Below are 23,212 nucleotides of genomic sequence, written 5' to 3'. Positions count from 1 at the left end.
ACGCTAAATAATTAGTAGTTTGATTCAGGTGCATCTGAATCTGTTGCGATAGCGACACTTGCGCTAGCACCGATACGTGTTGCACCTGCTTTGATCATGTTTAATGCTGTTTGACGATCGCGAACACCACCTGATGCTTTCACGCCCACTTCATCACCCACTGTTTTACGCATTAATGCAACATGATGTTCTGTGGCGCCCATTGTACTGTATCCTGTTGATGTTTTCACAAAATCAACGCGGATCTCACGACACATTTCACAAACTAAACGTACTTCGTCGTCAGTTAATAAGCAAGTTTCTAAAATAACTTTCAGAGTTGTATTACCACAAGCTGCTTTTACTGCTTCAATATCTTGTTTTACGAAGTCTAAACGACCACTTTTTAACATACCGATATTGATAACCATATCGACTTCTTGTGCGCCTTGACGAATAGCTTCAGCTGCTTCAAATGCTTTTGTTGCTGTTAAACCAGCACCAAATGGGAAGTCTATAACACAACAGACTTTTACATCACTTCCTTTAAGGCAAGTTCTTGCTAAAGGGATGTAAGAAGTGTTAATACAAACAGAGAAGAAACCATGTTCAGCTGCTTCAGCACACAATTTCTTGATTTGTGCTTCAGTTGTATCTGCAGCAAGAAGGGTATGATCGATATAATTAGCTAATGGACGCATTGTATATTCCTTAATAAGAAGATTGTTATTTATCACTCATGTTAGTTTTGCAACATATTAGTGCTGTTTTAACGAGATAACAATCACAAATGATATTTAAATAACATGATACTGTTATACATCTATCAAGATGTCACTATTTTAACATTTATAAATTTCACATAAGAGTAAGAGGCGCTATGGATATCGCAGTGATTGGTTCAAATATGGTGGATTTGATCACCTATATAGATAGGATGCCAAAAGAAGGGGAAACCCTTGAGGCGCCAGCATTTAAGATTGGTTGTGGTGGTAAAGGAGCAAATCAAGCGGTTGCTGCTGCTAAATTAAATTCGAAAGTGATGATGTTAACAAAGGTTGGCGATGATATTTTCGCGGATAACACCATCATGAATTTAGGATCTTATGGCATTAATACACGCTATGTTGAAAAAGTGCCCGGTACAACAAGTGGTGTTGCACCTATTTTTGTGACTTCCCAATCATCAAATAGCATTTTAATTGTTAAAGGGGCTAATCAACATTTGTCACCAGAAGACATTGATAGAGCGACAGATAGCCTGAAAAAATGCAAAATAATTGTACTGCAATTAGAAATCCCGCTTGAAACGGTTTATCACGCTATTGAGTTTGGTAATAAACACCATATTCCTGTGTTATTTAATCCAGCACCCGCTTCAAAAGCATTAGACCTTACTATTGCTGCGCGTTGTGACTTTTTTGTTCCGAATGAAACAGAGCTTGAAATTTTGACCGGTATGCCAATCAGCACAATGGATGAAATTCGCGAAGCCGCTTGTTCTTTACTACAAAAAGGTTTTAAGAATGTCATCGTTACATTAGGTGAAAAAGGGGCATTATGGATGAATGGCGAAATTGAGAAGCACATTCCTGCTATTGAAGTTGATGCAATAGATACCAGTGGAGCGGGCGATGCTTTTATTGGTTGTTTCTCTCATTATTATGTTCACACCAATAATATTGAAGAAGCATTAAATAAAGCAGTCATGTTTTCAGGCTTAAGCGTTACCGGAAAAGGTACGCAATCTTCTTATCCAAGCATTGAAGAATTTGGGCAGTTTTTGTCACAGGCAAAGTAATATCCTTTTTCATAATCACTCCTTTTTATTCTCTCAGTTATCTAACTCATAAGATGATTGAGAGAATTTATTTTAAATCAATAAATTATATTGTTGGTTGCTATTAAATTTTTCTCTACAAAAAAAGATCTCGTATTATGTGATGCATTTCACATCATCATAACAAATAGAGTTGAAATATAATTTCACAAGATGTAGTTTTGATTGAAATATGGTTTCATTAAGGTTGTTGTGATGAAAGAAGATGCATTGAGCAAATGTCTCAAAAATGAAAGCAATCAAGAAACAGCACAGTTTTCTGAATTAAGCGCTTTAGAGTTGGTCACGCTTATCAATAGTGCAGATATGACGGTTGCCAATGCCGTTAAAAAAGAATTATCGGCTATTGCTAAAGTAGTAGAAAAAATTACCGAACGTTTGCAAAAAGGTGGGCGTATTTTTTATGTCGGCGCAGGAACAAGTGGCCGATTGGCGGTATTAGACAGTGCAGAATGTCCTCCTACTTTTGGTGTATCTCCTACATTAGTTCAGGCGATTATTGCAGGCGGTCATGATGCAATGCTAAAAGCGGTCGAAAATATTGAGGACAGCCAAGAAGCAGCAATTGAAGAACTTCAACGTCGTCATGTCAGTGATAAAGATGTGGTTATTGGCATTGCTGCAAGCGGTCGTACCCCCTTTACTGTCGCGGCTTTGCAATATGGTAAAAAGCTAAAAGCGTTGACCGTCTCCATTACCACTCGTGGCAAAAGTATGATGAGTGAAATTGCTGACTTATCTATTGCGCCAGATGTGGGCGCAGAGGTGTTAACAGGCTCCACAAGAATGAAAAGTGGCACAGCTCAAAAAATGATTTTGGGTATGTTAAGTACCAGCGTAATGACTAAGCTTGGAAAAGTGCATAAAAACCTGATGGTGGATGTGATAGCGAGTAATGAGAAATTACAACGTCGTGCTGAAGGTATTGTCAGCGAAGTTTGTGGAATTTCAAATGAAAGAGCCAGAACACTGTTACAAATGGTTAATTATCATCCTAGAAAAGCTATTTTAATGTACGAACTTCACTTGAGTGTGGAGAAAGTCGATCAAATTACACAGCAATATCCTTATCGCTCGCTCCAACAGCAACTTGCCCTATTTAACTAATAACAATATGAGTAAACACTCTGAACTTTAGCAGGCACATATATGGCTAATAAAATAGAACATCTCGACACGTTAGCAATAGAAATAGAAAAACACGCTGGTGGGTTTCAAAATGTGGCAACCCTAACACATTGTATGACCCGTATTCGATTGATTTTAAAAGATAGCTCGCTATTTGATGCGGATGCTTTAAAACAAGTCGAAGGCGTTAAAGGTGTTGTATTTAATGGCGAACAACATCAAGTGATTGTAGGAATGGGAACCGCGGCAAAAGTTTATTCCATTATGAATAAGCGTATGCAAAATAGCTCTGTAAGTAGTGAAGATGAGCCTGCGTCAACACCAGTGAAAAAAGGTTTCTCCATTCGCCGAATGCTAAATACATTAGCGGCTATTTTTGTTCCGACAATTCCTGCTTTAATTGGTTGCGGTTTGATTATGGGGCTAATTAATATTATCCGTTTAGTCGCACCGGGCTTAGTTGAGCAATTCCCCGAGCTATTTAAATTATTCAAATTAATTGGTAGTACAGTATTTGCCTATCTCTCTATTATGATTGGGATAAATACAGCTAAAGAGTTGGGAGCATCAACCTCGATTGGTGCAGTAATGGCAGGATTATTAGCCATGCCAGGGCTTGCAGATATCACTTTATTTGGTGAGAAATTACAGCCAAACAGTGGTGGTATTTTTGCGGTATTAATGGTGGTTGTGTTCTCTTCAAAATTAGAATTATGGTTTCGTAGTATTGTTAAAGAGAGTCTCGATCTTATCTTAACGCCGTTTGTGACTATTTTAGTCTCTTCACTTGTGGCGATTATGATATTCCAACCTATTGGTCATTATCTTAATCAGCTATTAGCACAAGGTGTTTCATTATCGCTTTTAAATCAAGGTGGTGGCGCAGTTGTAACGGGTGCGGCGTTAGGGGGAAGTTTCTTATTTTTACTCTTAACTGGATTACACCAAGGGTTAATTCCTATTCATACCGAAATCTTAAATACTTTTGGTTTAAATTACCTGTTCCCTATTTTAGCTATGGGTGGAATGGGGCAAGTAGGCTCCTGTTTTTGGGTTTACTTACGCACTAAAAATCAGCGTTTAAAGAAAACATTAATGGGTGCATTACCTGTTGGTATTTTTGGTGTTGGTGAGCCTTTATTATTTGGTGTTTCGCTTCCATTAGGAAAACCGTTTGTCGCGGGGTGTATTGGTGGTGCTGCTGGTGGTGCATTAATGGCATATTTCCAAGTTGGGATCATTATTCCATTTGGTACAGCTGGGTTATCATTAATTCCGTTAGTCGGTGATGGGCAAATTATTAAATTCCTGATCGCAGTATTAGGTGCATGGATTGTCGGTTTTATTGCCAGTATGCTAATGGGATTTACAGATCCAGAGAAATAAGTCAGAAATAAAAAGGATAACAGAATGTCGACACTGACCAAAAAGCTTGAAAGTTTGCTAATACAAGGTAAAGGCACAGAACAACGTATTGCTCATTATTTATTAGAGAATAGTGAGAATATTGCCAGTATGAATGCCGCTGATCTGGCACTTAAAGCAGGTGTAAGTAGTGCTTCTGTTATCCGTTTCTCTCGTCAAATGGGATATCGCGGTTATCCTGAATTTAAAATTGATTACCTTTTAGAAGAAAAGCAACAAAAAAGCAGTGGCGATATTCTTTATGGCAATCTTGCGAAAACAGACTCGACAGAATTAATTATTTCCAAAACAGGGCATCTGTTTACCAGCGCTATTTTGGATTCATTGGCTTTGTTAGATCCCAATACTATTGATGTGTTAGCTGAAAAAATGGTATCAGCAAAACGTATTGTATTGTTTGGTATTGGTGCATCGTCGGTTGTAGCGAGTGATATTTTTCATAAATTAATTCGTGTAAATAAAAACACGTTATTTAGCCCAGACCTTCATGCTCAACTGGCTTATTCTGCTAATTTATCTGCTGATGATATTGCTATTGCTGTCACGGCTAGAGGGAATACGGTGGATATTAATCGAATGCTGAAATCAGCAAAAGATGAAGGTTGTTTAACGGTGGCATTAACGCGTTTTGGGCAAGATGAAGCAACGCGATTATCTGATTATACGTTGCCTTATTTTTATGACGAACAGCACTCTCAATTAGGGGTGATCACGCCACAAGTTTTACAGATGGTCGCTTTTGATGTGCTGTTTTTTAAATATATGACATTAGCCAGTGAGCCAGCAGAAAAAGCATTATTAAAAGGGCGAGAAGCTGTTATGCAAGGAAATCAATAATGTTACTTATCACCACATTAACGGTGGGTGCGGCTATTGGTTTAGTTATAAGTACGACGGGTGTTGGTGGTGGTGTTATTGTTTTACCTGTACTGACCTATTTCTTTGGCATGAATGCGTTAATGGCAGTAGCAACGGCTAATTTATTATCCATGTTGATGAAAGTCACTTCGTCTTATATGCATTTTCGCCTTGGAAATATTCCTTTTAAAAGGGCGATGATTGTATTAGGAATAATGCTACCAAGTACCTTTTTAGCCAGTGTTTTAGTTAATTATTTAGGTTCGCTAGAGCAGTATCAGCAACAAGTTGAATGGGGAATTAATGCACTCGTTGTCAGTGCTATTGTTTTTTCTCTATTTCTCTTTGTGCAGAGAATGTTTTTCTCATTGCCTCCCGTTGCCTTTGAAAATACAGCGTTAGCTCCTTTAAATATAAAAGCACTATTACTTCCTGCGATTGCAGCAGGTGTTGTTTTAGGTGCAACAGGGGTGGGTGGTGGTGTCGTTGTATTACCGCTATTGCTACGTTATGCCAACCTCTCTATTAAGCAAGCCATTGGTACTTCTATATTTACCACAACATTGTTATCGGGATCTTCAGCACTCGCCTATATGCAAGATGGGCATACGGATATTCATTTGGCACTGTTGTTATTTTTAGGCTCGTTGATCTCTATTCCGCTGTCTAAGTGGCTATTAATCAGAATGCCTGACAGAGTGTTTCAGTATGCGACTTTGATCTTAATTATTTGTAGTGCTGTGATGATGCTAGCTAAATTATTCTAGTATTAAAATGTATCATTAATGTTAACTATAAACGCGTAATTTAAATAATAGCCAAATAAAAATAAATTTTTATTGGCTATTTTTCTATTATCTTATTAATTTAATTGAAGTCATTTTTAATATAAAATCGATTTTCCACTTTTTATTTGTGTGTTAATGGAATGTATTTTTTATAATTTATTTTTACTGATATATGGTTTTTATCGTAAATAGATAATTGAGATGATAATCACATTAAAGTTAATTCCTATATGTTTCACTGTAACCCTCATTTAATACCTATAAGTGAAGGTACTAGTATTATGGAAAATAATAATAGAAAAACACCTCATATTAGACGTATTGCCCACATTATGATGTATAAACAACGTCAGTGCTTCCATTTCTCTGTTTTTAACGGATAAACCCTCTTTCTATGCTCTAAAAATATAAAGCATACTTCTTAATAATCTAGGTTATTGAGGAAAGTTATCTATTTTTTAAATAACAAACTATTTTTTAACTCTATTATTATCAGAATAATTAGGAGATAGGATTATTATGTCTATTAATATTAAAGGTAGAAGTTTTTTAAAATTACTCGACTTTTCATCAGCTGAAATTCAATATTTATTAAAGCTTTCTAAACATTTTAAATCATTAAAAATGGCAGGTATTCCTCACCGCTCTTTAGAAGGCAAAAATATCGTTTTATTATTTGAAAAAACTTCAACGCGTACACGTTGTGCCTTTGAAGTTGCGGGTTATGATTTAGGAATGGGAGTCACTTATCTTGATCCAGGCTCATCACAAATGGGGAAAAAAGAGTCTATTGAAGATACTGCGCGTGTGTTAGGGCGTTTCTATGATGGTATTGAATATCGTGGTTTTGATCAGTCATTAGTTGAAGAATTGGCAGCAAAATCAGGAGTACCTGTATGGAATGGTCTTACCGATAAATTCCATCCAACTCAAATGTTGGCGGATATGCTGACAGTTGAAGAAAACTTTGGTCATTTAAAAGGGCTTAAGCTGACTTTCTTTGGTGATGCTCGCAATAACGTTGCTAACTCTTTAATGGTGGTTTGTGCGAAATTAGGCTTACATTTTACCGCATGTGGCCCAGCATCTTTAATGCCAGAAGAACAACTTGTGAAGGAATGTCGTGCAATCGCAGCTGAAAACGAAGGCTCTATTACATTGACAGAAGATATCGAGAAAGGGGCGAAAGACGCGGATGTTCTCTATACCGATATTTGGGTTTCAATGGGTGAGCCAGACAGTGTTTGGGATGAGCGTATTCGTTTATTAAAATCTTATCAAGTTAATGAATCTATGATGAAAATGGCAAATCCTCACGCTATTTTCTTACACTGTTTACCTTCATTCCATGACCGCTTAACAACTATTGGTGAAGATATTTATCAAAAATTTGGCTTGAGTGAAATGGAAGTGGCAGACGGTGTTTTTGAGTCTCGCCAATCAAAAGTTTTCGACCAAGCTGAAAACCGTATGCATACCATTAAAGCAGTTATGTTTGCGACTTTAAGCTAAAGCAAGGAGTTAACAATGCCTAAGAAGGTATTTATTGCTTTAGGGGGAAATGCACTGGGCAGTACGCCACTAGAGCAAAAACAGATAGTACGAAAAACAGCAAAGCCGATTGTAGATTTGGTTGAAAAAGGTTACCAAGTCATTATTGGTCACGGAAATGGTCCGCAAGTTGGGATGATCAATTTAGCTATGGATTATGCATCGCAACAGAATATTGGCACGCCCTACATGCCATTTGCTGAATGTGGTGCCATGAGCCAAGGCTATATTGGCTATCATCTACAGCAGGCTATTAATGACGAGTTATGTACGAGAAATCTGAATAAAAATCATGGTTGTGCGACCATTGTGACGCAAGTGGTTGTCGATAAAAACGATCCTGCTTTTTTATCACCTACAAAACCAATTGGCGCGTTTTATACTCAACAGCAAGCTGAGGCTATCCAAAAAGAGTATGGTTTCCACTTTATGGAAGATGCAGGGCGTGGATATCGTCGAGTTATTCCATCACCCAAACCGTTAGAAATTGTGGAATCACCGATTATTAAACAGTTAGTTGAACGCAATATTGTGGTGATCACGGTTGGCGGAGGTGGTATTCCCGTTATTCGAAAAGGAGAGTTATTAGAAGGTATTGATGCTGTTATTGATAAAGATAACTCTAGCGCTAAATTAGCTGTCGAATTAAAAGCAGATATTTTATTAATATTAACGGCTGTTGATAAAGTCGCTATTAATTTTAATAAACCAGAGCAAATGAATTTAGATAAATTAACTCTTTCTCAGGCTCAAGAATATATTTCTCAAGGGCAATTTGCTAAAGGAAGTATGTTACCTAAAGTCGAGGCTTGTCTTAATTTTCTAAAGGAGAGTGGCAAAGGTGTACAAGCGATTATTACTTCTTTAGATAATGCATTATCTGCTTTAGAAGGAAAAACAGGTACAACAATTATTTCTGATTAATATCATAATTATCATCATTCTAAATTTAATTCTAAAAATAAACACTGCCAGTTAGATATTATTTCTACTGGCAGAGTTACCTCTTATTTAAGTCGAGGGCGCTTATGAAACTTAAAAAGTTTGCGTTTCCGACCGCATTTACTATTTTATTTGCAATTACAGTAATTGTGGTTGGCTTAACGTGGATTATTCCAGCTGGCGAATATCAACGATTAAGTTATAACTCAACAGAGCCATCATTAGTGGTTGCGAAAATAGATGGCTCTCATGAAGTGTTACCTGCAACCCAAGCCACATTAAATGATTTAAATGTCTCTATTGAGATTGAGAAATTCACGGATGGGACAATTAAAAAACCGATAGCGATACCTGGAACCTATGAACGCGTAGCACAGCAACCCAAAGGGATAATGGATATTACCGAAAGTATGGTGAAAGGGACGATAGAAGGGGCTGATGTTATTGTTTTCATTCTTGTCTTGGGGGGACTTATCGGGGTTGTTAATAAAACCGGCGCATTCAATGCAGGTTTAACAGCACTGGCAAATCGAACCAAAGGTAAAGAGTTTTTAGTGGTATTTGGCGTCACGATTATATTATCTATAGGCGGGACAAGCTGTGGGATTGAAGAAGAAGCTGTCGCCTTCTATCCCATATTAGTGCCCATATTCTTAATCTTGGGTTATGACGCGATTGTGTGTGTCGGGGCTATTTTCCTTGCCTCTTCGATGGGGGCAGGGTTTTCAACTGTAAATCCGTTCTCAGTAGTTATTGCATCAAATGCTTCGGGGATCAGTTTTATTGAAGGGATCGGCTTTCGTACTATTGGTTTAGTCATTGGTACGATTGGTGTTTTGGTTTATTTATATTGGTATTGCAAGAAGATCAAAAAAGATCCGGCTTTCTCTTATAACTATGAAAATGCCGAGAGTTTTAAACAGCGCTTTTTAAGTAATTACGATCCTAATGAGATATTAGAATTTTCGTGGCGTCGTAAAGTGATCCTCTGCTTATTTGTTGCTGCTTTTCCTATTATGGTTTGGGGCGTTATGGATATGGGCTGGTGGTTCCCACAAATGGCAGCTCTTTTCCTTGCTATCGCTATCATCATAATTTTCCTTTCTGGATTAAAAGAGAAAACAGCCATTGATGGATTTATTCATGGAGCATCTGAACTCGTTGGTGTTTCATTAATTATTGGTTTAGCGCGCGGTGTTAATCTTGTGATGGAACAAGGTAAAATTGCCGATACTATCCTTGAGTTTATGTCTCATATGGTTGCAGGAATGCCACCAAGCCTATTTTTATTAGCACAGCTCGTTGTTTTTATCTGTTTAGGTTTTATTGTTCCTTCCTCTTCAGGTCTTGCAGTTTTAGCGATGCCAATTATGGCGCCATTAGCCGATGCAGTCGGTGTTCCTCGTTATATGGTGGTATCAGCATATAACTGGGGACAATATATTATGTTGTTCTTAGCGCCTACAGGGCTGGTGTTAGCGACATTGCAAATGCTAGATATCTCCTATAATAAATGGCTTAAATTTATTATGCCGATGGTGATATTTATGTTTGTACTTTCGGCTACATTACTCTTGGTTCAAGTTGCGTTTTTATAAAATTGAATTGATGTGTTTACGCAGATAAAAGGATTTTTGGTTATTCTGTAATGTGAAATTAATCTAGTTTTTTATGCTGTAATCGGAGTTATTTTTTGATTTTCACTAGAAGTGATCTATCTCTCGTTTTTAGCGGTGATAAAAAATAAACCGAAAAAAAAGGTTGTTAATTTGTAGAAGTTATGTTTTTTTAAATATAGATAACACGTAAACACATCATTAAATTAATTGATAGGTAACCCATGATCATCACTAACCTACTACAAAGCCTACGACTAACAGCGCACATTGCGGCTGTGGTTGTCGTGCGTGTGGTGGTGGTCGTCGGCAAAGCGCCGTAACGGGTCCGAATCAACACAGTTTCGAAACCCCGCCGGCGCACTAACCGGGCGGGGTTTTTCTTTTCTACCTGCCCATCAAGTCCGGCTTAGAACAAAGGACAGATAAAAATGGGTGATCAACAAGAAAACGCCACAACAAGTAGAACGTTTACTGGTGCGCAATTAATCGTTTATTTACTGGAACGGCAAGGCATTACAACAGTTGCTGGGATCCCCGGTGGTGCAGCGCTTCCGTTGTATGATGCATTGAGCCAAAGTAAATCTATTCGACATATCTTAACTCGTCATGAACAAGGTGCCGGTTTTATTGCACAAGGTATTGCTCGTGCAAATGGTAAACCTGCTGTTTGTATTGCTTCGAGTGGACCGGGTGCGACAAATTTAGTAACAGCAATTGCTGATGCTAAGCTTGATTCCATTCCCTTAGTTTGTATTACCGGTCAGGTATCTTCAGCGATGATTGGGACTGATGCTTTCCAAGAAGTTGATACTTACGGCATGTCTATTCCAATTACTAAACATAACTATTTAGTTCGTGATATTGCTGAGTTACCTGAAATTATTTGTGATGCGTTTCGTTTAGCGATGTCAGGAAGACCGGGCCCTGTTTGGGTTGACGTACCAAAAGATATTCAGCAAGCCAAAATTACATTAGAAGCGTTACCGCCTATTCCACAAAAAGATCCTGTTCCCGCATTTAATACTGATTTAGTGATACAAGCAGCGCAGATGATTAATCAGGCTAAGAACCCTGTTTTATATTTAGGTGGGGGGATCATCAGCTCTGAAGCATGTAAAGAAGCAATTGAATTAGCAGAGAAAAACAACCTGCCAACAACAATGACTTTAATGGGGTTAGGATTAATGCCACCTTCGCATCCACTGTATTTGGGGATGTTGGGTATGCATGCTACTCGTAGCACCAATTTTATTTTAGAAGAAGCCGATCTGTTGATTGTATTGGGAGCTCGATTTGACGATCGTGCCATTGGTAAAGCCGAGAAGTTTTGCCCTAATGCCAAAATTATTCATGTTGATATCGATCGCGCTGAAATTAGTAAGATCAAACGCCCTGATATTGCGATCCACGCTGATGCAAAATCAGTGTTATCACTGTTATTACCATTGATTAATACAAACAAACGTAATGAATGGATAGAGCGTGTTACGACACTGAAACAAGAATATCCATTAGAGATGAAAAACTCTGAAAACATCTTAAGTGGTTATGGCATCGTATTAGCGGCTGCAAATTGTGTTGATGATGATGCCATTATTACAACCGACGTTGGGCAGCATCAGATGTGGGTAGCACAAGCGTATCCGTTAAATCGACCTCGGCAATGGTTAACGTCTGGCGGTTTAGGTACGATGGGATTTGGTTTACCAGCAGCAATTGGCGCCGCATTAGCTGAACCAGATAAAAAAATCCTCTGCTTCTCAGGGGATGGTAGCATTATGATGAATATTCAAGAATTTGCTACGGCGGCAGAGCATCAATTAGATATCAAAATTATTTTGATAAATAATCAGGCGTTAGGGTTGGTTCATCAACAACAAACGCTGTTTTTTGAAGAGCGCATTTATGCTGCCGCTTACCCTTATCAAACAGATTTTATTCGTATTGCACAAGGTTTTGGTTTAGATACCTGTGACTTAAATCAGGAAGCGGATCCTACGAGTGCGCTGAAAGCAGCGATTGAAAAACCGGGGCCGTGTTTAATTCATGTAATGATTGATATTCATGAAAAAGTATTTCCAATGGTACCGCCAGGGGCGGCAAATATTGAGATGATAGGAGCTTAATTTATGTCACAACAATCACAACCTATCGCGCTGGAATTGATTGTTCGCAATCACCCCGGTGTTATGACCCATATTTGTGGGCTATTTGCTCGCCGCGCATTTAACGTCGATGGTATTTTGTGTTTACCAATGAAAAATAGCGATAAAAGTCGGATTTGGCTATTAGTGCAAAAAGATGATCGTCTAATGCAGATGGTGAGTCAGGTAGAAAAGCTTGAAGACGTAAAAGAAGTGAGATTCAGCGATGATTTACGTGTTTTTGAGCAAATGGAAAATTATTTAAATTAATGCAGATTGGCTCTCTCTTTAATAATTAAGAGAGAGCCAGAATTTTATGAGTGTATAAATTTATTCTGTTTTAGTGGTGATTTTCTTCAAGATGTTGTCTGTCTTCACATTCCATCTGTAACGTAATATGGTTGATATGGAATTGCTCACGAAGTTGTTGCTCAAGGTGAATTCTGAGTTCTTCATGATTGGCATTAGGTTGATAAACGATGTGCCCACTTAAAATAAGTTTACTTTGTGTGAGTGCCCATAAATGCAAATCATGAGAGCCCACAACATCAGGGTTATTATTAATTGTTTCAGTAACCTGAATAAGATCGATACCGCGAGGCACGCCCTCAAGTAAAATATTCAGACATTCTTTAAGTAATATCCAAGTTCGAGGGAAAACCATAAAACCGATTAACACGGCAATAATAGAGTCAACAAGCTCCCAACCTGTAAGCCAAATAATGACCGCTCCAATAATTACGCCAATTGAGCCCAGCATATCGGCCCAAACTTCTAAGTATGCCCCTTTTACATTAAGGCTTTCATCCTTTGTGCTGGTGAGTAACTTCATTGAAATCAGATTAACAACAAGACCTATTGACGCAATGATAAGCATACCAACAGATTGAATATCAGGAGGCGAAGATAAGCGTTTATAGGCTTCATATAAAATATAGAAAGCGACTGCCATTAAAATAAGTGCATTCATGGTTGCAGCTAATATTTCAAAGCGTGCATAACCATAAGTTCTAAAAACATCAGCGGCTTTTCTGCCTGCATGAATAGCGATCAGTGCAAGTAAAAGTGCGAAAGCATCCGTCATCATATGCATGGCATCGGAAATTAATGCCAAGCTACCAGTTAAATAACCGCCAATAAATTCGACTAACATAAATGATGATGTTAAGCCGAATGCAATTAATAATCGCGATTCAGGTAGTGTTTTTACGTCCGCATGTTCATGATTTCCACTCATTGAAGTTCCTTATTATCCGAATAGCACTATTAAAAACATAGCTGAAAATAAAGAAAAATAAATTAGATAAAGGGAGAATTTCTAGACAACTTGAAGCGAATACAGAGACATTAAATGAAGGAGTATTGATAGTTAAGTTCACACGATAATTAAAACCAGTTAAATGATTTACTAATTATCGTGCGAGTAATAAAGCTAGGGCAATAAATTGATTAAGGACGATGATGGTAATGCTGCTGATTTGGGCTAGACATAATTACAGAAGCGCGCAAATGTCCTTCTACACAAATATAAGAGTGGGGGGCATTACCATGAAAAGCGTAAAAATCACCGGTTTCTAATAAAACCGTTTCGTCGTTATCAAAACGCATCATTAATTTACCAGAATAGACCATGATGTGTTCTTGAGTGCCATCAGCGTGAGCAGGGCTATTAATAATCGCGCCATGCTTCATCTCGATATGCCAAATCTCAGTAATATTGCCGATACCAATACGGAATTTAAACTCTTGAGCATAATCACCAACGATAGGTTTATGTCGTTCTAAACGAGGGTACTCTTCACGTGTAAAACTAAATAAATCTCCCAAAGGAAAGCCAAGCGCTATCGCGATAGCCTCAAGGGTATCGATTCTAGGATTAGAATCACCGGATTCTAATTTTGACAATGCAGCCTTGGATATTCCCGATTTTCTTGATAACTCATTAAGTGACAAGTTTCGAGATTGTCTTAATTGTTTGACTTTATTACCAAGGTATTCATTCGTTTTTTTAGGAGGTTGTGGGTTCATTGCCAATTCAAAATATCGTTAGTTTAAAAGTGTCATTCCGAGTAGATAATAACACTAATTAACCGTATTCGGAAAAATGAGATCCTGTTTCTGCTGTATTTTGTGGATCGTCTTACGATCACTGTTCGATTTTTAGTAATTACGCTAATATCCTTCAATAAATGATAATTATTCAAGGTTTATTATGATGGACTTGCTTAGTTGGTCTGATCTTTTTATTTGCCTACTTACCTTATTTTTTGCTTACGTTATTTTCGGTATGGCTGGGTTTGGTTCGGCATTAATTGCTGGTCCAGTATTAGCACTTTATTTACCTCTTTCAATGATAGTGCCTTTATTGGCATTAATCGATTTAAGTGCAGCTATAGTGAATGTCGTAAGGGATGGTAAACAGGCTGATTTTAAAGAGATACGCTATCTTATTCCACTTATTATTATTGGTAGTCTTGTCGGTGCGACAATTTTATTAACCACACGCCCTGATTTGCTTTCTCTTCTTTTAGGTATTTTTGCCGCTTGCTATGCAATCTATGCACTATTTTGGAAAAAACAAGAAAGCCAATTTTCTCAACGCTTGGTTTATCCTTTTGGGTTAATTGGTGGGGTATTTAGCGCATTGTTTGGTAGTGGTGGTTTTTTATATGCGATCTATTTATCAGGTAGGATTGCAGACAAAAATAAGTTTCGCATCACACAAACGACATTGATTGGCTTTAGCACATTAACGCGAGTGGTAATTTTCTTATTTGCAGGTATTTATTGGCAATTGGATATTCTTAAGTTAGCGGTTATTTTCTTACCCGCTATGTTTGCTGGTGTGTGGTTAGGGCGAAATTTAACATTACAGATGTCAAAAGCACGATTTATGAGTGTGATTTATACCATTGTATTGGCGTCAGGTACTGTGCTTATCTATCGTTATTTTTCTTAAGCGTTGCAGGATAAATAACGATGAAGTGAGAATATTGTGAAAGGTGAAGATCTTCATGAGTCAAATGGAGATCTTTCTCTGATTAATGCCACTTTTTAAGCATGTTTATCTATTTCTTATCCCCTATAATATAACAATATTTTATGTAACCACCTTCCTTTTATTACAGAGGTTTCTGTTATTCGCAGAAACAAAACAACATGTCACATCAAAATTATCGCCAATCTGAAGTTTTTGCGATAACAACTATCACGGTAAGCATTGGGGTTATCGGAATTGTTATCGGATTAACTATCCCTATGGTTGCACTGCGCCTTAATTTAGCGGGTATTAGTGAATCCCTCATTGGGCTTATTTCCGCAGCACCCGCTATTGGAATGTTAATTATTTCCCCCTTTGCTCGGCACATTGTCCAATGGATTGGTAAACGCTTTGCCATGCTATTAGCAACGATCGTTTCTGCAATAAGTTTATTACCTTTAATGGGAAGCTTACCTCTAGAGTTGTTATTTCCTTTACGATTAATCACTGGCATTGCCAGCGGTGTGATGATTTGTTTAGGCGAAACGTGGATCAATGAGCTTTCACCTGATAATAAACGAGGGCGAATTTTAGCGGTATATACCACGGTATTTACTATTAGTCAGTTATTAGGTCCTTCAATTATTGCGCTATATGGGGTCGCAGATAAGACACCTATTTTAATTAGTGTTTTTATTCATATTATCTCTATTGTCCTATTTTTAATGATGGATCAGAAAACAGGAGATAAATTACCAAAAGATACGCAAGAGCCGAATTTTTCTATTATTCGTTTTGTTAAAGTTGCACCCGCAATCTGTGGAGGTATTGTATTTTTTGCTTTTTTTGATGGCACCGTACTTTCAATGTTTCCTATTTATGGTCTAAGTGTGGGACATACTGAAGCGATTGCAGCCATGATGATAAGCGCTATTTTAGCCGGTGACGCCATTATGCAAATGCCGTTTGGCTGGCTTGCTGACCACATGAACAGGACACGGTTATATCGAATTTGTGGTGTAGTGACTTTACTCGCAAGCTTATTATTGCCTATCACGATGTCTCATACATTCTTGATTTGGCCTTTATTACTGGTGCTGGGCGCAACAGCGGGTGCGATATACACCATTGCGTTGGTACAAATAGGGCAATATTTCTCAGGTAATGACTTGATGGTTGCTAATGCGTCAGCTGCGATGTTATGGGGAATAGGTAATTTATCTGGGCCTTTGCTGGCTGGCGCATTGTCAGAAATTTCTTCATCTTCACTACCATTTTTATTGGTTGCCATGACAGGTTTATTCTTAGTATCAACGATGGAACGTTGGAATCTAGGCGTTGAAGCACTCAATAGTAGCTCATCTTAATATCATTTTTTCTCTATCGTATTCCATTTAGAGTGATAGGAATATGATAGAGGAACTCTCTCTTTTCTCGATTTCTAAATATTTGACTTTATCTTATTGTTTTTTATAAATGATTATAATTATCTTTCGTAATTGTACTTATTTTAAAATTTATTAAGAATAATCTAGAAATGCCAATATTGAACAGAAAGTAGTTTGCTAAAACAACGTTTACTCATCTAACGTTAGAAGTAGAAGATGACATTATCTTCAGATAAAAATAACGAATACTGCAAACCATTAATCGCCACACATTGGGAACGGGAGGTATTATTTATCTAGGCAACTTATTAAAGTTACTAATAATAGATAAATATACCTGGTTATTATATTATTTTAAATAAATCAAATAAAAACAATAAATTAATTTAACTTTCTACTGTGGGATAAGAATGATATTGGATGATTGTACAAAAGTAGAATGATGAGGAAAGTAGGCAACTGCTTTCCTCTTTTTCTTTTTTTTCTGACTTTAAATTATCTTTTTATGACATTTTTATTAAAAATGTATTTTTTCGCTTGATTCTTACCCTAAAAGCACCAGATAATCGTTTGCGTCAAATTCTCTCACTCAATCCACACGAAAAACCAAACGTTTGCTTTTGACTCCCTCTTAAGATTTTTATCAATAAGAGGTTATTTTAATTGATACGTAATCGTTTTCGTTTTTTGGAGAGTGAACCGTTTTTATGTCAGAGGAATGTAATGTCTGCTAATCAATCAGCAAGCACAGGTAAACTGGATAGCTATTTTAAACTTACAGCTCGTGGTACAACTGTTCGCAAAGAAATGATCGCCGGTTTGACGACATTTTTGGCGATGGTGTATTCCGTGATTGTTGTTCCTAGCATGTTAGGACAAGCCGGCTTTCCACATACCGCAGTTTTTATCGCAACCTGTTTAGTCGCGGGATTGGGCTCTCTTCTAATGGGATTGTGGGCAAATCTTCCTATGGCAATTGGTTGTGCTATTTCATTAACCGCATTTACCGCTTTCAGCTTGGTCTTAGGACAAAACATCTCTGTGCCTGTTGCTTTAGGTGCCGTGTTTTTAATGGGGTGTTTATTCACCGTATTCTCATTAACCGGCATTCGTACTTGGATCTTAAAAAATATTCCAATTGGTATCGCGCATGGTGCGGGAATAGGGATAGGGCTATTTCTACTTTTAATCGCAGCAAACAGTGTTGGATTAGTGGTGAAAAACCCATTTGATGGTTTACCTGTTGCAATGGGGAAATTTACATCATTCTCTGTTCTTATGTCACTTGCAGGATTAGCCGCTATTTTCGGATTAGAAAAACGTAAAGTACCGGGTGGCGTGCTATTAGTGATTGTGGCTATTTCGATTATTGGTCTTATTTTTGATCCTAATGTGAAATATCAAGGCATCTTTAAAATGCCTCAATTAGGTGAAGATGGGCTTTCTCTATTGTTTGCGATGGATATTAAAGGTGCCTTACAACCTTTAGTTTTACCAAGTGTTCTTGCGTTAGTGATGACTGCGATTTTTGATGCAACAGGGACTATTCGTGCCGTTGCCGGTCAAGCAAACTTATTAGATAAACGTGGACAAATTATTAATGGCGGAAAAGCACTAACTTCTGACTCTGTCAGTAGTATTTTTGCGGGTGTGATTGGTGCCGCTCCTGCTGCGGTTTATGTTGAATCAGCCGCAGGAACAGCCGCTGGTGGTAAAACAGGATTAACCGCAACAGTAGTTGGTATTTTATTTTTATTGATCCTTTTCTTATCGCCTCTCTCTTATTTAGTTCCAGCCTATGCAACGGCACCTGCGTTAATGTATGTAGGTTTATTGATGCTAGGTAATGTCACTAAGTTAGATTTTAGTGATTTCGTCGATGCAATGTCAGGCATGGTATGTGCTGTATTTATTGTTTTAACATGCAATATCGTCACAGGCATTATGTTAGGTTTCGGCTGTTTGGTGATTGGTCGAGTATTCGCTGGTGAATGGCGTAAACTCAATATTGGTACAGTATTAATTACTATTGCTCTAGTGGTATTTTATGCGGGTGAGTGGGCAATTTAATTTAAATAATCGGTTTTAAAGACAAAAGGCGGAATATATTTTTATTCCGCCTTTTTGCTATTTATTTATCTACTTTTATTCGCTATTGTCGAAATTAAGCCTAGTTATTAAATAGTCGGTAGAATATATGCAAGAAATAAAAATACGCCACGGTGAACCTGACGACGCATCAGCAATTCAACAGTTATATACTCATCCTGATTTATATATTTGCACTTGCCAATTTCCTTATCCTTCAGTCACGATGTGGAAAAAAAGGTTACTTGAATTTTCAGAACAAAATATCCCTAATTTTGTTGCAACCATTGATGGTCAAGTTGCGGGACATTTAGCACTGATAATCGATAATCATCCTCGTCGTCGCCACATTGTCAGTTTTGGTATCGGTGTTGGCGCTGAATACTCTGGGAAAGGTGTCGGTAAGTTACTTATCAATACAGCAATTGATTATGCTTTTAATTGGTTAGCAGCCACACGATTAGAATTAGAAGTATATTCAGACAACGAAAGAGGTTTGCATCTCTACAAGAAGTTAGGCTTTGAAGTTGAAGGTATACGCCGTAAAGCCGCCTTTAGAGAGGGTAAATATTGTGATGTTGTTATGATGTCGATGTTAAGAACAATTGAATAATCATTAGCATTACGAGTTAGCTCTCAAATTTAATTGCTATTGTCATTTATCTATTATTTTTTATTTAATGGCTTATCATTTTACGTTTTTATACGGTCTATTACATTGCTTAGACTGAAAAAGAGAAATAAAAACGTATGCTTTCTATAATTAATGCCGTTAATAAATAGAGAGTAATAAATTGCATACAATGTGCGGTGCTAGATACGATTAGTCTTAATTTTTAAATATTCTCACAGCGTCTGTGTGGGATCTGTTTAAAATAAGCGTGGATGCATAGATAGAGATAAAGAAAGATATGATGCGCAAATTTTACATAATGTGTTTCTTTATCATTCGTTAGGTTTTCCTTATTGCAAGGAAAAGATGATAGGTTTTCAGGATAAAAATAGGCATGTAAGGGTAACATGGAAATTTTCTTTACTATTTTGATTTTAATACTGGTGGTTTCAGTTTCGGGAGTTATCACAAAATTAATTCCCTTTCGTGTTCCGTTACCATTAATACAGATTGTGATAGGGGCTTTATTGGCATGGCCTCAGTTTGGTTTACATGTCACTTTTGATCCTGAATTATTCCTCGTTCTATTGATCCCACCTTTGCTTTTTGTTGATGGTTGGAAAACACCAACACGAGAATTTATCCAAAATGGGCGTGAGATTTTTATTCTTGTGCTTGTTTTAGTGATGGTGACAGTCGTAGGTATCGGCTATCTGATTTATTGGATGATGCCAAGTATTCCTCTTATTTCTGCATTTGCATTGGCAGCCGTACTTTCGCCAACGGATGCGGTCGCACTTTCGTCTATTGTCGGCAAAGGGCGAATACCTAAGCGAATAATGGGCATTTTAGAGGGTGAAGCATTAATGAATGATGCTTCAGGTCTGGTTGCCTTGAAATTCGCTGTTGCTGTGGCCATGGGCACAATGGTGTTTACTGTTGGCGGTGCAACGCTAGAATTCTTTAAAGTTGCTGTGGGGGGATTACTCGCAGGTATCGGAGTCACCTTGCTTTACAGTAAATCTCTACGATTAATGAGTCGTTGGAGTGGAGACGATCCTGCTACACAAATCGTCTTTATGTTGCTGCTGCCTTTTGCCTCTTATCTTATTGCAGAACATATTGGTTTTTCAGGTATTTTAGCCGCTGTTGCTGCCGGTATGACTATCAGTAAATCAGGTGTTATTCGCAATGCACCTCTTGCAATGCGTTTACGTGCTGACAGCGTGTGGTCAATGCTTGAATTTGTCTTTAACGGCCTTGTTTTTATCATGCTTGGATTACAACTTCCTATTATCTGGACAAGCTCTGTTATTCAAGCAGATCTTGACCCTGAAGTTGAAGTCTGGATGTTGTTTGCTGCAGTTTTCGTTATCTACTTTGCACTGTTGATCCTGCGATTTACATGGTTATGGCTAATGAAGAAAATTAGCCGGATCTTTATGAAAAAGCATCCACTCGATTTCGCTAATTATACAACGCGTGAGTTGTGGTTATCGTCATTTGCTGGTGTTCGTGGCGCTATTACGCTGGCGGGTGCGCTCTCTATTCCACTATTTTTAACCGATGGCAGTACATTCCCGGGGCGTTATCAAATTATCTTTATTGCTGCTGGCGTTATTTTACTGTCGATTTTAGTGGGTATTATTTCTCTTCCTTTCCTATTAAAAGGCGTGAAAGCAACCGACAAAGAAGCTGACAAAAATGAAGTTCGTTATGCACGTAAAGTGATGGCTGAAGTGGCCATTGTCAGCCTGAATAAAATGGAAGAGCGCTTAGCAGCAAGTACAGAAGAACAGTTAGATGCTGAAGAAATTAATGAAGTTGCTTCGCGTGTAACGGGTTATCTAAGACGTCGAACCGCTGATCAAGATGAAATGGTTCATAACGCGTTAGAAGAAGATCTCGAAAGGCGTTTTCGCTTAACGGCATTACGTGCTGAACGTGGTGAGCTTTACCATCTAAGGGCGACGCGAAAAATTAGTAATGAAACGCTCCAATTATTGCTACATGAATTGGATTTAATGGAAGCGTTATTAGTAGAGAAAGATAGTTAATTATGTGGTTGCTCGTTATTACAACTCTGTTGTGGGCGGCCTCTTTTAGCCTGATCGGCGAGTATCTCGCGGGTCAGGTTGATAGCTGGCTCTCGGTTCTGATCCGTGTTTCTTTGGCGGCTTTGGTCTTCTTGCCTTTCTTACGCTGGAAGGGAATTCGCTTTAAGGTGATTTTGCTTTATATGCTCGTGGGGGCTTGCCAACTCGGTATTATGTATCTGTTTGTCTTCCACGCTTATAACTATTTGACTGTTGCTGAATTTTTACTTTTTACTGTATTAACACCGCTTTATGTCACGCTAATTTATGATTTATTAGAGCGTCAGAAATTACGTTGGGGTTATGCATTTAGCTCATTATTAGCAGTATTAGGTGCGGCAATTATTCGCTATGACCATTTAAGTGATGATTTTTGGTATGGATTGTTATTAGTGCAACTGGCTAATATTTTCTTTGCTATTGGTCAGGTGGGTTATAAACGGTTAATGGAAGTACATCCTATTCCTCAACATCATGCATTTTCTTGGTTTTATCTTGGTGCAGTTGCGGTTTCATTAGTGGGTGCATTGTTTTTTGCCGATTGGCAGAAAATGCCAACAACATCGCTACAATGGGGTGTTTTGCTCTGGTTAGGAATTGGCGCTTCTGGAATAGGGTATTTCATGTGGAACTATGGTGCTACACAAGTTGATGCTGGAACCTTAGCTATTATGAATAACATGATGGTTCCAGCCGGGTTATTAGTGAATTTCTCTATTTGGCAACAACATCCAAATTGGCCAAGTTTTATCATAGGCGCGAGCCTGATTGTTGCATCACTTTGGATCCATCGACGCTGGATACACCGACCTGTTTTACAAAAGGAAGATTGTTAACAGCGTGCTGACCTGATAAGCGAATAAACTCTCGAATTGCCGGTTGATGTTGCTCTCCACTACGGTTAGCGGCATATAACCGGCTCCATAATCCCTCACCTAATGTTTTTGTAACAACTAATCCTTGTTTTTCAAAGTTATCAACAGCCCAATGAGGTAATGCAGCAATACCCATACCAGCCGCAACCATTTGAATTAATAACAACGTATTATCGACGTGTTTAAAATGTGGTGTGATCCCTGCGGGTTGTAAAAAATGGCGCCATACATCAAAGCGTTCTCTTTGTACGGGATAAATAAACAGGGTTTCTGCAATTAAATCTTGAGGCTGAATATGTAAGCGATTAGCCAGGGGGTGGTCTGGCGATAAAACTAGTTTCACTTCATAGTCAAATAACGGTGTGTAATGTAAACGAGGATCATCCAAGATATCGGAGGTTAGCACTACATCTAATTCACGCTGTAATAGTGCAGGTTGTGGATCGAATGTCACCCCCGAATGAAAATCAACCGTCACTTCAGGCCATGTTTGACGATATTGCTGTAATGCAGGCGTTAACCATTGAATACAACTATGGCATTCGATAGCAATATTCAAATTCACACTACCCGGCTCATTACACGATTCAATCGCCCTACGAACGATAGGCAATACTTCTTCTGCTAATTTAACGAGCACTTCCCCTTGTGAAGTAAAGCGCAGTGGTTGGCTTTTACGTACAAAAATTCGATAACCAAGACGATGTTCTAATTCACTAAATTGATGTGACAGAGCCGATTGCGTTTGATGCAATTGATTTGCTGCGTTAGCAAGAGAGCCTGTGTGCTTCAATGCTAAGATCGTTTTTAAATGTTTTATTTCTATCATGAGAAACCTTCAAGTTGTTGATGAAAAATTTGCGCTTGTGATTTATACACTACCTGTAGATTATGGATG

21 protein-coding genes are annotated in these 23,212 nt (G+C 38.0%); 16 read left to right on the top strand and 5 right to left on the bottom strand.

The genetic code is table 11. The annotated features are described in order from the left end of the window. Window positions 1-11: 11 nt before the first annotated feature. The gene (gene deoC / locus C0T34_RS11320; RefSeq protein ID WP_075672244.1) at window positions 12-680 is read right to left on the bottom strand and encodes a deoxyribose-phosphate aldolase; all 669 of its coding nucleotides are present in this window, start codon (window positions 678-680) and stop codon (window positions 12-14) included. Window positions 681-859: 179 nt separating this feature from the next. Between deoC and rbsK the strand changes: the two genes are divergently transcribed. The 8 genes from rbsK (at window position 860) to C0T34_RS11275 (ending at window position 10,109) form a co-directional block, all read left to right on the top strand. Next, window positions 860-1,780 (top strand): ribokinase, encoded by a 921-nt coding sequence (gene rbsK / locus C0T34_RS11315; protein WP_098941312.1) that lies wholly within the window; start codon window positions 860-862, stop codon window positions 1,778-1,780. A gap of 234 nt (window positions 1,781-2,014) precedes the next feature. After that, complete coding sequence (gene murQ, locus C0T34_RS11310) at window positions 2,015-2,926, top strand: N-acetylmuramic acid 6-phosphate etherase (protein WP_109850186.1); 912 nt, start codon at window positions 2,015-2,017, stop codon at window positions 2,924-2,926. A gap of 42 nt (window positions 2,927-2,968) precedes the next feature. Continuing rightward, window positions 2,969-4,333, top strand: a complete 1,365-nt coding sequence (locus C0T34_RS11305; RefSeq protein WP_075672251.1) for a PTS transporter subunit EIIC — start codon at window positions 2,969-2,971, stop codon at window positions 4,331-4,333. Window positions 4,334-4,357: 24 nt separating this feature from the next. Next, window positions 4,358-5,209: a MurR/RpiR family transcriptional regulator gene (locus tag C0T34_RS11300; protein WP_109850185.1), complete on the top strand. Its 852-nt coding sequence runs from the start codon at window positions 4,358-4,360 to the stop codon at window positions 5,207-5,209. Then, the gene (locus C0T34_RS11295) at window positions 5,209-5,997 is read left to right on the top strand and encodes a sulfite exporter TauE/SafE family protein (RefSeq protein ID WP_109850184.1); all 789 of its coding nucleotides are present in this window, start codon (window positions 5,209-5,211) and stop codon (window positions 5,995-5,997) included. Before C0T34_RS11300 ends, C0T34_RS11295 begins: the two co-directional genes overlap by 1 nt. 540 nt (window positions 5,998-6,537) lie before the next feature. Next, window positions 6,538-7,530, top strand: coding sequence for an ornithine carbamoyltransferase (gene argF / locus C0T34_RS11285; RefSeq protein WP_088493920.1), 993 nt, complete (start codon window positions 6,538-6,540; stop codon window positions 7,528-7,530). A 15-nt stretch (window positions 7,531-7,545) separates the two neighbouring features. Then, a complete protein-coding gene (arcC, locus tag C0T34_RS11280) occupies window positions 7,546-8,493 on the top strand; it encodes a carbamate kinase (RefSeq protein ID WP_098941308.1) in 948 nt (315 codons plus the stop codon). A gap of 104 nt (window positions 8,494-8,597) precedes the next feature. Beyond that, window positions 8,598-10,109, top strand: coding sequence for a YfcC family protein (locus tag C0T34_RS11275; protein ID WP_098941307.1), 1,512 nt, complete (start codon window positions 8,598-8,600; stop codon window positions 10,107-10,109). 190 nt (window positions 10,110-10,299) lie between these two features. Here C0T34_RS11275 and C0T34_RS18325 read toward each other — a convergent pair whose 3' ends face one another. Continuing rightward, window positions 10,300-10,467 carry a hypothetical protein gene (locus C0T34_RS18325; RefSeq protein ID WP_231039869.1) on the bottom strand — a complete coding sequence of 56 codons (168 nt, stop codon included), beginning with the start codon at window positions 10,465-10,467 and terminating at the stop codon, window positions 10,300-10,302. Between the two features lie 91 nt (window positions 10,468-10,558). On the opposite strand from C0T34_RS18325, the gene ilvB reads away from it, so the two are divergent. Together ilvB and ilvN are read left to right on the top strand one after the other, a co-directional pair. After that, window positions 10,559-12,256 carry an acetolactate synthase large subunit gene (gene ilvB / locus C0T34_RS11265; RefSeq protein WP_098941306.1) on the top strand — a complete coding sequence of 566 codons (1,698 nt, stop codon included), beginning with the start codon at window positions 10,559-10,561 and terminating at the stop codon, window positions 12,254-12,256. Between the two features lie 3 nt (window positions 12,257-12,259). Next, window positions 12,260-12,544, top strand: a complete 285-nt coding sequence (gene ilvN / locus C0T34_RS11260) for an acetolactate synthase small subunit (protein WP_098941305.1) — start codon at window positions 12,260-12,262, stop codon at window positions 12,542-12,544. 70 nt (window positions 12,545-12,614) lie between these two features. Here ilvN and C0T34_RS11255 read toward each other — a convergent pair whose 3' ends face one another. Together C0T34_RS11255 and C0T34_RS11250 are read right to left on the bottom strand one after the other, a co-directional pair. Further along, complete coding sequence (locus C0T34_RS11255; RefSeq protein WP_109850183.1) at window positions 12,615-13,511, bottom strand: cation diffusion facilitator family transporter; 897 nt, start codon at window positions 13,509-13,511, stop codon at window positions 12,615-12,617. A gap of 212 nt (window positions 13,512-13,723) precedes the next feature. Beyond that, on the bottom strand, window positions 13,724-14,302 hold the full coding sequence (locus C0T34_RS11250) for an XRE family transcriptional regulator (RefSeq protein WP_069368071.1): 579 nt from the start codon (window positions 14,300-14,302) through the stop codon (window positions 13,724-13,726). Window positions 14,303-14,486: 184 nt separating this feature from the next. Between C0T34_RS11250 and C0T34_RS11245 the strand changes: the two genes are divergently transcribed. From C0T34_RS11245 to C0T34_RS11220, 6 genes are all read left to right on the top strand, one after another. After that, window positions 14,487-15,233 carry a sulfite exporter TauE/SafE family protein gene (locus C0T34_RS11245; protein WP_098941303.1) on the top strand — a complete coding sequence of 249 codons (747 nt, stop codon included), beginning with the start codon at window positions 14,487-14,489 and terminating at the stop codon, window positions 15,231-15,233. 200 nt (window positions 15,234-15,433) lie between these two features. Continuing rightward, window positions 15,434-16,621, top strand: a complete 1,188-nt coding sequence (locus C0T34_RS11240; protein WP_098941302.1) for an MFS transporter — start codon at window positions 15,434-15,436, stop codon at window positions 16,619-16,621. Window positions 16,622-17,365: 744 nt separating this feature from the next. Then, entirely contained in the window at window positions 17,366-18,712 is a 1,347-nt protein-coding gene (locus C0T34_RS11235) for an NCS2 family permease (protein WP_098941301.1), read from the top strand. A gap of 127 nt (window positions 18,713-18,839) precedes the next feature. Next, window positions 18,840-19,343: a GNAT family N-acetyltransferase gene (locus C0T34_RS11230; RefSeq protein ID WP_098941300.1), complete on the top strand. Its 504-nt coding sequence runs from the start codon at window positions 18,840-18,842 to the stop codon at window positions 19,341-19,343. Between the two features lie 407 nt (window positions 19,344-19,750). Then, a complete protein-coding gene (locus tag C0T34_RS11225) occupies window positions 19,751-21,400 on the top strand; it encodes a Na+/H+ antiporter (RefSeq protein WP_098941299.1) in 1,650 nt (549 codons plus the stop codon). A 2-nt stretch (window positions 21,401-21,402) separates the two neighbouring features. Further along, window positions 21,403-22,275 (top strand): carboxylate/amino acid/amine transporter, encoded by an 873-nt coding sequence (locus C0T34_RS11220; protein WP_098941298.1) that lies wholly within the window; start codon window positions 21,403-21,405, stop codon window positions 22,273-22,275. On the opposite strand, the gene metR is transcribed toward C0T34_RS11220, so the two are convergent. Beyond that, on the bottom strand, window positions 22,190-23,143 hold the full coding sequence (metR, locus tag C0T34_RS11215) for an HTH-type transcriptional regulator MetR (RefSeq protein WP_098941297.1): 954 nt from the start codon (window positions 23,141-23,143) through the stop codon (window positions 22,190-22,192). The genes C0T34_RS11220 and metR overlap by 86 nt on opposite strands. Window positions 23,144-23,212: the final 69 nt, after the last annotated feature.

This window comes from Proteus sp. CA142267, from assembly GCF_003336825.1.
Taxonomy (GTDB): domain Bacteria; phylum Pseudomonadota; class Gammaproteobacteria; order Enterobacterales; family Enterobacteriaceae; genus Proteus; species Proteus terrae.
This window is presented reverse-complemented; position numbering and strand designations above follow the sequence as displayed.

What these genes read in the sequence shown, in the direction of transcription:
- deoC (WP_075672244.1), bottom strand. Translation starts at nt 680, where the DNA reads ATGCGTCCATTAGCTAATTATATCGATCATACCCTTCTTGCTGCAGAT.
- rbsK (WP_098941312.1), top strand. Translation starts at nt 860, where the DNA reads ATGGATATCGCAGTGATTGGTTCAAATATGGTGGATTTGATCACCTAT.
- murQ (WP_109850186.1), top strand. Translation starts at nt 2,015, where the DNA reads ATGAAAGAAGATGCATTGAGCAAATGTCTCAAAAATGAAAGCAATCAA.
- C0T34_RS11305 (WP_075672251.1), top strand. Translation starts at nt 2,969, where the DNA reads ATGGCTAATAAAATAGAACATCTCGACACGTTAGCAATAGAAATAGAA.
- C0T34_RS11300 (WP_109850185.1), top strand. Translation starts at nt 4,358, where the DNA reads ATGTCGACACTGACCAAAAAGCTTGAAAGTTTGCTAATACAAGGTAAA.
- C0T34_RS11295 (WP_109850184.1), top strand. Translation starts at nt 5,209, where the DNA reads ATGTTACTTATCACCACATTAACGGTGGGTGCGGCTATTGGTTTAGTT.
- argF (WP_088493920.1), top strand. Translation starts at nt 6,538, where the DNA reads ATGTCTATTAATATTAAAGGTAGAAGTTTTTTAAAATTACTCGACTTT.
- arcC (WP_098941308.1), top strand. Translation starts at nt 7,546, where the DNA reads ATGCCTAAGAAGGTATTTATTGCTTTAGGGGGAAATGCACTGGGCAGT.
- C0T34_RS11275 (WP_098941307.1), top strand. Translation starts at nt 8,598, where the DNA reads ATGAAACTTAAAAAGTTTGCGTTTCCGACCGCATTTACTATTTTATTT.
- ilvB (WP_098941306.1), top strand. Translation starts at nt 10,559, where the DNA reads ATGGGTGATCAACAAGAAAACGCCACAACAAGTAGAACGTTTACTGGT.
- ilvN (WP_098941305.1), top strand. Translation starts at nt 12,260, where the DNA reads ATGTCACAACAATCACAACCTATCGCGCTGGAATTGATTGTTCGCAAT.
- C0T34_RS11255 (WP_109850183.1), bottom strand. Translation starts at nt 13,511, where the DNA reads ATGAGTGGAAATCATGAACATGCGGACGTAAAAACACTACCTGAATCG.
- C0T34_RS11250 (WP_069368071.1), bottom strand. Translation starts at nt 14,302, where the DNA reads ATGAACCCACAACCTCCTAAAAAAACGAATGAATACCTTGGTAATAAA.
- C0T34_RS11245 (WP_098941303.1), top strand. Translation starts at nt 14,487, where the DNA reads ATGATGGACTTGCTTAGTTGGTCTGATCTTTTTATTTGCCTACTTACC.
- C0T34_RS11240 (WP_098941302.1), top strand. Translation starts at nt 15,434, where the DNA reads ATGTCACATCAAAATTATCGCCAATCTGAAGTTTTTGCGATAACAACT.
- C0T34_RS11235 (WP_098941301.1), top strand. Translation starts at nt 17,366, where the DNA reads ATGTCTGCTAATCAATCAGCAAGCACAGGTAAACTGGATAGCTATTTT.
- C0T34_RS11230 (WP_098941300.1), top strand. Translation starts at nt 18,840, where the DNA reads ATGCAAGAAATAAAAATACGCCACGGTGAACCTGACGACGCATCAGCA.
- C0T34_RS11225 (WP_098941299.1), top strand. Translation starts at nt 19,751, where the DNA reads ATGGAAATTTTCTTTACTATTTTGATTTTAATACTGGTGGTTTCAGTT.
- C0T34_RS11220 (WP_098941298.1), top strand. Translation starts at nt 21,403, where the DNA reads ATGTGGTTGCTCGTTATTACAACTCTGTTGTGGGCGGCCTCTTTTAGC.
- metR (WP_098941297.1), bottom strand. Translation starts at nt 23,143, where the DNA reads ATGATAGAAATAAAACATTTAAAAACGATCTTAGCATTGAAGCACACA.